We start from the raw sequence: 10,942 nt of genomic DNA on the forward strand, positions 1-10,942 counted from the left end.
TAATACAAATTGTATTAAAACCGTCCGGGGATTCCTATTTGTCTTCAATTATGCAGCAGGCAGTGGGGAAATCACTGCGTTAGGATCAATTTCAGGCTGCTGTGTTTCCCCGCTGGAAGGTGCGGTGGTTGTCTCCTCCGGGATCACCGGCGTGGTGCTGGGGACTCCGCCGGTTTCAGGAGAGGTTCCCGGCGTTGTTCCGGGGGGCGTTCCCGGCGCTGTTTCCGGTGGAACAGGCTCAGAGGAGGTTCCTCCGGTGGGCACGCTGGGCAGAGCGGGACCTTTTACAATGATTTTGTTGCGAACCTTGTAGTCGCTGCCGGCTTCATAGCTGCTGGAGATCAGCTTTCCATTGCCGTCATAAAGGTTGCGATAGGTTTCCACCTTATAACCTGTGTAGGGTGTGGTTTTCACCGTCTGCGTCCCGGCCGGAAGCGTAGGGTCGTCTTCGTAAATGGTTTCATACTCGGTGGTGGAGAGAACCTTGTTGGTCATTTTCACGGTGACGTCGTCAGTCTTGGTTCCGTACAGCGTCATGGTGAGATATCCTTTGGACAGCACCGCCTGAATCTTAATGGGGTAATTCGTGTTGTTGCGAAAGCGGTAATTCGGGCCGCCCCAGCTGACGGTGGCATCCATCCCCTTGGGAATGTATGCCGGAACATAGCGGTGGGCATACCGCTCCACAATTTCCAGATTGGATTTCAGCGTGGCCAGATACAGCGTGGAAGAGGGCTGACACACGCCGCCGCCGATCTCGTCCACCGTTTCACCCTGCACATAGGCGGGCGCGGCCTGATAGCCCCGGGCGGAGGTCCGCTGACCCACCACCTCGTTATAGTCAAAGATGTCCCCGGAGTTTAGAACCGTTCCGTTGACAGCGGCGGAGGACAGCTTCACGTTGCTGATGCGGGCGGCGCTGCCGCCCACGTGGGTGGTATAGGACCCCAGCTCATCCCGAAACAGGACGGGCTTCAGTTCTTCCGCCGTGACGGCGGGGTATTCAATCGCAGCCGAAATTTCCACCGTGCTCCCCGGGGCAGCGGAATCCATCGTGGATTGGGCTACAGCCACGTCAAACTCCGCTCCGGTCCGCTCGGGAATGATGGAGCGCGTTTCAGGATCGTAGCCCGCGTTCTTCATTTCACCGGATACTTGATCGTAGATTTCCTGCGCCGACATGGTTTGGGCCGTCTCAGTGGAATAGGGAACGTCCAGAGAAAGATCGGTGTCCCATTCGCCTGCCGCCAGATGTTTTGCCAGTATTTCCGAATCAATGGACCTGCCGTCTTTTGCCATGTGAACCATGAGAGCGGAATCCGCCACTTCATAGGAGGTGTCTTCTTTGGGATAAGAGAGGGAATCCGTTGCCGCCTGCGCCGCAGATGCGGTTTTATCCGCATCTAAAGAGATCAGACCGGCGGCGCTGCAAGAGACGCCGTGATTGGTCAGGTACCGCCAACCAAGGGTTAGAAAATTGCCCTTCAGGTTTTTTTGATAAGCGCTCTGCGCCAGCGCAGAGGTGTCCGCCGTGATTCCCAGATCGGCCAGAGCAATTTTGGCGTCCGGCGTATCGGCCCGCTCCGGCGCTTCTTCCAGACTGCCGTCGTAGAGATAGACGCCAATCTTCAGCTTTGGAAGGGTGGAGTCCAGCTTTCGCGCAGCCTGTGTCACGGTCAGCCCGCTCAGGTCCTGTCCCAGAACCTCGGTGCCCCTCCAGATTGCGCCGCTGTTTGCAGCGTAGGCGCATAGTCCCATGTACCCAGCCGTCAGCGCACCCAGCACGCATAAAAGGACAACCGGTAATTTGGAATGTTTTTTCCGCTGCTCCTGTACTTCCACTGTATTCATGGATTCCTCCCTATACGTGATTCGCCCCAAAATGGGACGGAAAAGTCTTAACTTACATCAGTATAGCACGTTTTCGGAGGAATGACGTTACAATCCTGTAACAATGCCGGGGCCTTGACATGGGCATCCCGGGGGATGCGAATGGTAAGGATGATTGCCTCATCCGTTTCCTCCCGCTGACTTTTGGCGTCAATCCCAGCGCTTTGAATCATCTGCAGCCCGTGATCCACGCTGTTGAGAAACAGCCGGACGTCCTTGATGATGTATGTACGCCGCCCTTTCATGGGAGGACGGCGCAGAGCCTCTATCCGCCGCTGGACATACTGCTCTGTCTGGGCCACGTTCAGTCCCGCCGCTGCGGCGTGATTTGCGGCGGCGAGCCGCTCATCCTCGCTGTCCAGCTGCAGCAATGCCCGGGCGTGGCGCTCGGTCAGCCCGCCCTCGGACAGAACCTTGCGGCACACAGGCGTGAGCCGCAGAATGCGCAGCTTGTTGGCAAGGGTAGAGGGGGAGAGCCCCAGCTTTTTTGCCGCCGCGCCCTGCGTCATGCCCGTTTTTTCCAAAAAGGCCGCAATGGCTTCCGCCTCCTCGAAATAGTGCAGATCTTCCCGCTGCAAATTCTCTACCAGCGCCAAAAGGGCCGCTCCGGCATCGTTGGCGGCCCACTCAAGACAGGGAACGGCGGCGAGCCCCGCCAGCTTCGCCGCCCGAAGGCGGCGTTCCCCGGCCACCAGTTCCCAGTGGTTTTCATCCTGCTGGCGCACAGTGAGAGGCTGCAAAATTCCGTTCTCACGAATGGAGGCGGCCAGCGCCTCCAGCCCTGCCGGATTAAACCCCTGCCGCGGCTGAGACGGATTGGGAGAAATGCTTTCCACCGGCAGCATCAGGACCCGCTGTTCCAATTCCATAAAAACGCCCCCTTTTCACAATTTCCTATATTTTACAGATGAGTAGTAAAAAAAGGACGCTTTTTTCGTCGAACTGAATAAAAATCTATGGCAATCTAAAGAAATAGCGCGCGCAAGGGGAGGGAAGAAACTGATTTAACAGAAAAAAGACGACAACGCGGCACGGAGAAGGCTTGACCGCTGAAAGGTTTGCGCCGTTTTTGCGGATTACGGAAAGGCAGAAATATCAAAAAACAACCGGAAACGAACCTTTCGTTTCCGGTTGTTTTCGTAAGAGTCCCATTTCAGGCGGCGCCATGTTCCGCATCGTATGCGGCCTGATCCGCCTGTCCGGCTTTTGTCCGGCGCAGGAGCTTCACCACGAACGCCAGCATAATCTGAGTAAAGATGGGAGAAAAGGCCACGGGGAACAGGACGTCCGCCGGGAAATACTGGGCCGCAAGCACTGCTCCGGCACTGATGTTCCGAAGACCCACGATGATGGTCATGGTCTGGCAGGAGGGGAATTCCAAATGCATGACTTTGTGGGCCACAAACCATCCCAGCAGATACGCGAACACGCACAGCCCAACCAGCACGACGATTACCAGCAAAAGCGTCCGGTTAAACTCCTTCAAAAACGGAGCCACGCCCGTGGAGTTGGAAATGATGATGCAGAACATCACCAGCTTTGCCAGCGGGGATAGGCGGGGCTTCCACGCCGCGGCAACGCGGCCATCCCGGATATGGTGGCACAGCAGGGCGAGGGCGGCAGGGAGTGCCACCATGAAAAGAAGATCCATCATCATCCCACCGGCATCCATCTCCACCATAGAGCCCACCAGAATTTTCATGCTGAGAGGGACAACCACGGGGGCAAACAGAGTATCCAGCAGCACGGCCGACAGACACAGCGGCAGATCGCCCCGGCCAATGGTCACCCACATCAAGGACGCCACGCCGGTAGGCAGTACAAAGTTCAGCACCAGCCCGGTGGTAAACAGAGGGTGGTTGGGGAACAAAAGCGTACAAAGGCCCAGACACAGCGCCGGGAGCACAATGTGCAGCAGGGCCAGCATCACCAGCACCGGAACGGGATGGGTAATGACATGGCCGATTTGGCGAAAGCTGCAGCCCAGCGTGTTGATAAAGGTCATCACCGCAAAGAGCGCGGGGGTGATGGGAACCAGAAAGCTGAGGGGTTCGCAAAAAAAGACGCCAAGCCCCAGACACACGAGAGTGAACCAGATGATCTTATCTGAGAGAAATTGGTCAAGCTTTTGCAGTTTTTCCATACCCGCTCCTCAGCGGCAGGTGTAGGCAAACCAGCCGCTTTCCTGCCGAGTCTCTAAAATTGCCCAGCCGCTGCGGCGTAATCCGTCCGCCACCTCCACGGCCCGGTCGTCGATGATACCGGAGCAGAGGAACAGCCCCCGGGGCTTTAAAAACTGCCGCACCATGGGCGCAAGGCCCAAAATCACGTCCGCCACGATGTTGGCCACCACAATGTCATAGTCTCCGCCAAGGTCTTTTTGCAGCTGCCCGTCACGGAGTACGTCTCCCACACGAACGGTGTACCGGTCCTTGCCAATGGCGTTAAGGGCGGCGTTTTCATAGGCCACATCCAAGCACTTGTCGTCAATATCCACCGCTTGGGCAGAAACGGCGCCCAGCTTCAGCGCGGCGATGGAGAGAATGCCGCTTCCGCAGCCCAGATCCAGCACGGTGTCGCCGGGCTTCACCGTCTGCTCCAGTGCCTGAAGGCACAGCTGCGTGGTGGCGTGGCTTCCGGTGCCAAAGGCAAGGCCCGGGTCCAGGATCAGGGGCACGCGGCCCTTGCAGTCGGTGGAGTCCTTCTCCCATTCCGGAATCACCAGCAGGCGGCTGCCGATCTCAATGGGCTTGTAATATTTTTGCCAGCCGAAGGCCCAGTCCTCCTCCTTCAAATTATCCAGTGTCATCAGCAGAGGGCCGCAATCCGGGTGAGCGGGCTTAAAGTCGGCCAGAGCCACACGGATCTCGCCCAGCCGGGCAAAGCCCGCCTCGTTTTCCTCCAGATAAAAGGTGATCCGGGACGCACCGGCCTCTTTTTTCAAAAGTTCCTCGTCCACATAGTCCCAGCTCTTCCGGTTTTCCTCCAGAAATTCATGAAACTCCGTCTCGTCGTCGATCACCACATCGTCGATGCCGAGCCCGGAGAGAAATGCCGCCACCGTCTCCAGCCCGCTGTGGTTCGTCTGAATGTGTATTTCCATCCAACCCATGGATATTCTCCTCCGTTTTCTAAAGTCGCGTTTCTTCTATTCTGAGCCGTCTCCGCCTGCGTATCCGGCGGTTTGGAGCGGCCTGTCGAAGGCGGATGAAATGGATTGCCGGGGGTAATTCATCCGCAAATGATAAAAAAGCCCCGTGCGCCCTCCGAAAAGCGGAGGGCGGCTCCGGGACTTTTTCAGCTGTTTATCTGCTCTTTCCCAAGAAGAACAGCGCAATGGTACCGGGGCCGGAATGGCTGCCGATCACAGGCCCCACATAGTTGATGAAAATGTCCTTCGTGCCGAACCGGCGGCGCACCTCGTCCGCCACAAATTGAGCGTCCGCCTCGCAGTCGCCGTGGCTGATAAACACGGTTTGATTGCCAGGGTCCACCGCGCTCTTTTCCATCTCGTCCACCACGGCCAGCAAAGATGCCCGCCGCCCCCGAACCTTGCTGATGGGGATCAGACGGCCCTCATCGTCCACATGAAGCACAGGCTTTACAGACAGCATGGTGCCAAACAGCGCCGCGGCGGCGCTGACCCGCCCGCCCCGCTTCAGGTGGTTCAGGTCATCCACCGTGAACCAATGGCAGACGCGGCCCCGCGTTTCCATGGCAAAGTCGTATACTTCCTCCAGTGTTTTGCCCTGCTTTTTCTGCTGGGCGCAAAGCCATGTCAAAAGTCCCTGTCCCAAAGAGGCGCAGAGGGTATCAACCGTCAAAATCTTCCGGTCGGGAAACTCACCCTTCAAATCTTCCGCCGCAATGACAGAGGATTGATAGGTGGTGGACAGGGCGGAGGAAAAGCTGAGGGATAAAATGTCCTTTCCGGATTCCAGAATGGTCCGCATGGCAACCTCAAAGTCCCCCACGCTGACGGCGGAGGTGGTGACGGTTTCCCCGCTGCGCACCTGCTCGTAAAACGCATGGAAGGGGATCTCCCGTCCGTCCAGATAGTTGCGGTAATCCTGCTCCTTCAAATGGAACATCAGCGGCAAAACGCACAGTCCCAGCTCCTGCGCCATCTGGTCGGTCATGTCGCAGCAGCTGTCGGTTAAAATCACAAAGTCCGGCATTAGATGGCCTCCTCCTCTTTTTTCTGCTTGGCCCGTTTTTCACGGGCCGGTTTTTCGCCGCTTTCGCCTCTCTGGGCGCGCAGCAGCGTTACATACCGGCGGCTGGCTGCCCCGGCGGCATAACTCAAAAGGGCAAAATGGATGGCGGAGTCCGCCAGCTTTTCCGGGTCCTGATACCGGTCCATCTGGTCGGCGGTCAGCGTCATCGAGGAGTCCAGACTTTGGCAAAAGGTCTGATATCCGGCCTCCACACTGCCAGAGTCCTTTAACTCCTGATCCAGCAGCAGCTTCATGTCCTTGGTGGAGAGTACCTGCTTGAGTACGCAGATCACCGTTAAATAGGCCAGATGCTCCCGGCTGTATTTTTTCCCGTCAGCCCGGGGCAGAAGCCCGCCTTTTGTATAATTGTTCACCATGGCGGCGGTCAGCCCGTCGTCTCCGTCAAAGCGCAGGACTTGACGATCCATGTAATTCAGCACCTGATCCATATACAGGGAAAAGTCCGGCAGCTGGTCCCAGTCCACCGGTCGCTGCTGACGCAGCCGCTCCTGTAATTCCGCTTGATCTTCCATTGTGCGTCTCCCTTCCGCGTAAATTTGATTCACAGCAAGAATAACACAATTATCTGGTTTTGTAAATCAGATTTTACGGAAACCGATATTATATAAACGACAAATTTTCCCTTATTTCCCCACGCAAAACCGGGAGAAGATGGCAGAGACGATATCCTCGCGGGCCGTGCGACCCGTCAATTCGCCCAGCGCGTTCATGGCCTCCTCGGTATCGGTGAGAATCACGTCCGGGGTCAGCCCGGATTCCAGCGCGTTCAGTCCCCGCCGGATAGCGTCCCGTGCCCGGGAGACTGCGTCCGTCTGCCGGGGGTCGGTCAAAAGCTCGCCGGGATTCCCCGCATCCGTGGGGAACAGCGCCGCGACCGCATTTTCTAAAACGTCCAGCCCCTCGCCGGTGGCGGAGGAAACACAGACCGATGCGGCAGGGGGATTCGCAAGCGCCGGGGGAATTTTCGGAATGGGAACCGACACGCCCATCAAGTCCGACTTGGAAACCACCAAAATCCAATGGGGACAGGCGGCGGCCAGCTCCAACGCGGTGTAATCCTCCGGAGAAAAGACGGCGAAACCGGCGGCTGCGTTCACCAACGCCGTGCCGTCCACCACCGCAAGCGCCAGATCGGCGGATTTCAAAGCGACCTTGGACCGCTCCACGCCCAGCTTTTCCACCCGGTCCTCCGTATCACGGATTCCGGCGGTGTCGATCAGCCGCAGCAGCACGCCGCCGCATAAAACAGATTCTTCCACCGTGTCCCGGGTGGTGCCGGGCACATCGGTGACAAGGCACCGGTCAAAGCCCGCCAGCGCGTTCAGAAGGGAGGACTTTCCGGCGTTGGGCCGGCCCACGATGGCGGTGCGGACGCCGGACTTTAAAAGCCGGCCCCGACCGCAGGTGGCAAGCAGGCGGGTGAGAACCTCATCCGATTGGCGGAGGGAGGATTTGATCTCGTCCAGCTCCAAATCCTCAATGTCCTCGTCCGGATAGTCTACCACTGCGTAAAACTGAGAGGCCATAGCCGTCAGCGCATCATATACGCCGGACAGCGCCCGGCCCAGCGCCCCGTCCAGCTGGGCGGCGGCATTTCGGGCGGCGGCGGGCGTCTCCGCGTCAATCAGGTCGATCACGGCCTCCGCCTGTGTTAAATCCAGTTTGCCATTTAAAAACGCCCGCTTTGTGAATTCCCCGGCCCGCGCCTGCCGCGCTCCGGCGGCAAAGAGGGCGGAGAGAATTTCCCCCATGGCCACGGGGGAGCCGTGGCAGTGAAGCTCCGCGCTGTCCTCTCCGGTGTAGCTGCCGGGGGCGGGAAAGCGGACGGCCATGCCGCTGTCCAGCACGCGGCCCTGCGCATCCAGCAAGTCGCCCAAAAACAGCTTGCGCGGCTCCAGCTCGGAGACAATTTTTCGGCACTTCGGGCAAAAGACCCGATTCAATACCGCGTCGGTCCCCGGACCGGAGACGCGGATCACGCCGATGGCGGTGGGGACTTTTCCGGTAGCGATAGCGGCAATGGTATCCATGACAAGCTCCTTTCGGCGGTTTTCGCCGGGTCTGCGTCAAATCGCGCAAAACAGCGGGGTCGGGGCTTTCACCCCGCCCCCGCATTTCAGGCAAAATCGGAAGATTACTGAATAGGCTCGCCCTTGGCCTTCTTGGCCTCGATTTCCTTCATGGCGTCCTTGTGAGAGAGGTTCCAGCGGCCCTTCTCGTCGATCTCCATAAACTTGACCCACATCATGTCGCCCACCTTGCAGGCGTCCTCCACCTTTTCAATGCGGTGGTCAGCCAGCTTGGAGATGTGGCACAGGCCGTCCTTGCCGGGAGCGATCTCGATGAACACACCAAAGGTCATCATCCGCACCACGCGGCCGTAGTACAGCTTGCCAACCTCGGGAACGAAGACGATATCGTCGATGCACTTCTTGGCGGCGTCGCAGGCGGTGGAGTCGGCGGCGGCAATGAAGATGGAACCGTCGTCATTGATGTCCACCTTCGCGCCGGTGTCGGCCACGATCTTCTGGATGACGGAGCCGCCCTTGCCGATGACCTCACGGATGCGGTCGGGATCAATGTGCATGGTAATCATTTTGGGGGCGTAACGAGATACTTCCTTGCGAGGCTCGGCAATACAGGGAATCATCACCTGATCGAGAATCTCGCACCGGGCGTCAAAGGTGATGTCCAGCGCGTTGCGGATAATCTCCATGGTCAGTCCGTCGTTCTTCAGGTCCATCTGAATGGCGGTGATGCCCTTCTTGGTGCCAGCCACCTTGAAGTCCATTTCGCCGTGGAAATCCTCCACGCCCTGAATGTCGATAAAGGTGGTAAAGCCGCCGTTGTCGTCCTGAATCAGGCCGCAGGAGATGCCTGCCACGGGAGCCTTGATGGGTACGCCCGCGTCCATCAGAGCCAGCGTGGAGCCGCAGATGGAACCCTGAGAGGTGGAACCGTTGGAGGAAACGACCTCGGAAACAACACGGATGGCATAGGGGAAGTCCTCCACAGAGGGCAGCACGGGGACCAGCGCGCGCTCAGCCAGCGCACCGTGGCCGATCTCGCGGCGGCCGGGGCTACGGGCGGACTTTGCTTCGCCGACGGAGTAGCCGGGGAAGTTGTAGTGGTGCATATAGCGCTTTTCCGTCTCCTCCCAGATGGTGTCCAGCTTCTGGTTGGCGGAGAGGGTGTCCAGCGTGCAGGCGGAGAGCACCTGCGTTTGACCGCGAGTGAACAGGCCGGAGCCGTGAACCCGGGGCAGAAGGCCAACCTCCGCGCCCAGAGGACGGATCTCGTTCTTCTGCCGGCCGTCCACACGGTGGCCTTCCAGCAGCCATGCCTTGACAATCTTCTTCTGGAACTTATAGGTGATCTCGTCCAGATACTGATCCATGGTGGGATATTCTTCGAGGAACAGCTCGTGCCACTTCTCGATCAGAGCGTTCCAGCGAGTCTCGCGAACGTTCTTGTCGTCGGTGTCCATGGCGGCCTTGGCGTCGTCCATAGTGGCGGCAACGATCTTGTCGAACAGTTCCTGATTGAAATCAGCGTGGGGATATTCAAACTTGGCCTTGCCGATTTCAGAAACCATCTGGTTAATCAAGGCGATCTGCTTCTGGTTTTCCTCGTGGGCGGCCTTAATGGCGGCGTACATGGTGTCGTTGTCCACCTCGTTGGCGCCGGCTTCAATCATGACGACCTTCTCGCCGGTGGAAACCACGGTTACGTCCAGATCGCTGACCTTGCCCTGCTCGTTGTTGGGGTTGAAGACCAGCTTGCCGTCCACAAGGCCCACCTTCAGAGCGGCCACGGGGCCGTTCCAAGGAATGTCGGAAATAGCCAGAGCCGCGGAGGTGCCGATCAGAGCCGCGATCTCGGGGGAGCAGTCCCGGTCCATGCTCATGACGGTGGCCATGATGGAAACGTCGTTGCGGAAGTCGTGGGGGAACAGGGGGCGGATGGGCCGGTCAATAACGCGGCTGGTAAGAACGCCCTTTTCGCCGGGACGACCCTCGCGGCGGTTGAAGGAGCCGGGGATGCGGCCCACGGAGTACATCTTCTCCTCAAAGTCCACGCTCAGGGGGAAAAAGTCGATCCCGTCCCGGGGACGGGCGGAGGCGGTGGCGCACACCAGCACTCGGGTGTCGCCGTAGCCCACCATGACGGCGGCGTTGGCCAGCTCTGCCAGCTTGCCCACTTCCAGAGTCAGGGGGCGGCCGGCCAGATCCATCTCATACTTGTGATAGCCGGGGTATTGACGCTTGGTAATAATGGTTGACATGTTGCTTCTCCTTAAAATTAATTTTTTCGCGCAATGCCAGCCATTTAGCACTTGAAAAAAAGCCTTCGTATTTCGTCTCCCGTAAAAAAACGCCGAGCGGCGAAATGAGCGAGCTTTGACCTTTAGGCCGAAGCGAGGGATACGGAGCATACGAGGACGCGAAGACGCTTTTTCAACTGCTAAAGGCATTTTGGCGGCGCGAAATCTATGAAAAGGGGGCGGCGCGGAAAACCCACGCCGCCCACGGTTCATCTTACTTACGGATACCCAGCTTGGCAATCAGGGCGCGATAGCGCTCGATGTCCTTCTTCTGCAGGTAGTCCAGCAGGTTCCGCCGCTTACCGACCATCATGATCAGACCCCGGTTGGAGTGCTTGTCCTGAGGGTTGGCCTTCATGTGCTGAGTGAGGGTGTTGATCCGCTCAGTCAGAATGGCGATCTGAACCTCGGGAGAGCCGGTGTCCGTTGCATGAGTGCGGTTTGCGTCGATGATAGCGGTCTTTTCTTCTTTGCGCAGCATAATTGTATC

Annotated in this window: 9 protein-coding genes; all 9 read right to left on the reverse strand. The window is 58.3% G+C overall.

Annotated elements, in window-relative coordinates; all coding sequences use genetic code 11:
• Nucleotides 1-48: 48 nt before the first annotated feature.
• The gene (locus ON16_RS06905; protein ID WP_040660604.1) at nt 49-1,851 is read right to left on the reverse strand and encodes a VanW family protein; all 1,803 of its coding nucleotides are present in this window, start codon (nt 1,849-1,851) and stop codon (nt 49-51) included.
• 47 nt (nt 1,852-1,898) lie between these two features.
• The gene (locus ON16_RS06910) at nt 1,899-2,759 is read right to left on the reverse strand and encodes a ParB/RepB/Spo0J family partition protein (protein WP_040660605.1); all 861 of its coding nucleotides are present in this window, start codon (nt 2,757-2,759) and stop codon (nt 1,899-1,901) included.
• Between the two features lie 284 nt (nt 2,760-3,043).
• Nucleotides 3,044-4,033 (reverse strand): bile acid:sodium symporter family protein, encoded by a 990-nt coding sequence (locus ON16_RS06915; RefSeq protein ID WP_051131592.1) that lies wholly within the window; start codon nt 4,031-4,033, stop codon nt 3,044-3,046.
• Nucleotides 4,034-4,042: 9 nt separating this feature from the next.
• A complete protein-coding gene (gene prmA, locus ON16_RS06920; RefSeq protein ID WP_040660608.1) occupies nt 4,043-5,002 on the reverse strand; it encodes a 50S ribosomal protein L11 methyltransferase in 960 nt (319 codons plus the stop codon).
• A 193-nt stretch (nt 5,003-5,195) separates the two neighbouring features.
• The gene (locus ON16_RS06925; RefSeq protein ID WP_040660610.1) at nt 5,196-6,068 is read right to left on the reverse strand and encodes a DegV family protein; all 873 of its coding nucleotides are present in this window, start codon (nt 6,066-6,068) and stop codon (nt 5,196-5,198) included.
• Entirely contained in the window at nt 6,068-6,640 is a 573-nt protein-coding gene (locus ON16_RS06930; protein ID WP_040660613.1) for a DUF1836 domain-containing protein, read from the reverse strand. Before ON16_RS06930 ends, ON16_RS06925 begins: the two co-directional genes overlap by 1 nt.
• A 111-nt stretch (nt 6,641-6,751) precedes the next feature.
• Nucleotides 6,752-8,158 carry a tRNA uridine-5-carboxymethylaminomethyl(34) synthesis GTPase MnmE gene (mnmE, locus tag ON16_RS06935; RefSeq protein WP_040660615.1) on the reverse strand — a complete coding sequence of 469 codons (1,407 nt, stop codon included), beginning with the start codon at nt 8,156-8,158 and terminating at the stop codon, nt 6,752-6,754.
• A 104-nt stretch (nt 8,159-8,262) separates the two neighbouring features.
• Nucleotides 8,263-10,413, reverse strand: coding sequence for a polyribonucleotide nucleotidyltransferase (locus ON16_RS06940; protein WP_051131593.1), 2,151 nt, complete (start codon nt 10,411-10,413; stop codon nt 8,263-8,265).
• A 253-nt stretch (nt 10,414-10,666) separates the two neighbouring features.
• Nucleotides 10,667-10,933 (reverse strand): 30S ribosomal protein S15, encoded by a 267-nt coding sequence (rpsO, locus tag ON16_RS06945; RefSeq protein WP_040660617.1) that lies wholly within the window; start codon nt 10,931-10,933, stop codon nt 10,667-10,669.
• Between the last annotated feature and the right edge of the window lie 9 nt (nt 10,934-10,942).

Origin of the sequence: Oscillibacter ruminantium GH1, assembly GCF_000307265.1 — a bacterium.
Lineage (GTDB): Bacteria > Bacillota > Clostridia > Oscillospirales > Oscillospiraceae > Oscillibacter > Oscillibacter ruminantium.

Coding starts and splice junctions, on each gene's coding strand:
- ON16_RS06915 (WP_051131592.1), bottom strand. CDS start 4,033: ATGGAAAAACTGCAAAAGCTTGACCAATTTCTCTCAGATAAGATCATC.
- ON16_RS06925 (WP_040660610.1), bottom strand. CDS start 6,068: ATGCCGGACTTTGTGATTTTAACCGACAGCTGCTGCGACATGACCGAC.
- ON16_RS06905 (WP_040660604.1), bottom strand. CDS start 1,851: ATGAATACAGTGGAAGTACAGGAGCAGCGGAAAAAACATTCCAAATTA.
- ON16_RS06910 (WP_040660605.1), bottom strand. CDS start 2,759: ATGGAATTGGAACAGCGGGTCCTGATGCTGCCGGTGGAAAGCATTTCT.
- mnmE (WP_040660615.1), bottom strand. CDS start 8,158: ATGGATACCATTGCCGCTATCGCTACCGGAAAAGTCCCCACCGCCATC.
- ON16_RS06930 (WP_040660613.1), bottom strand. CDS start 6,640: ATGGAAGATCAAGCGGAATTACAGGAGCGGCTGCGTCAGCAGCGACCG.
- ON16_RS06940 (WP_051131593.1), bottom strand. CDS start 10,413: ATGTCAACCATTATTACCAAGCGTCAATACCCCGGCTATCACAAGTAT.
- rpsO (WP_040660617.1), bottom strand. CDS start 10,933: ATGCTGCGCAAAGAAGAAAAGACCGCTATCATCGACGCAAACCGCACT.
- prmA (WP_040660608.1), bottom strand. CDS start 5,002: ATGGGTTGGATGGAAATACACATTCAGACGAACCACAGCGGGCTGGAG.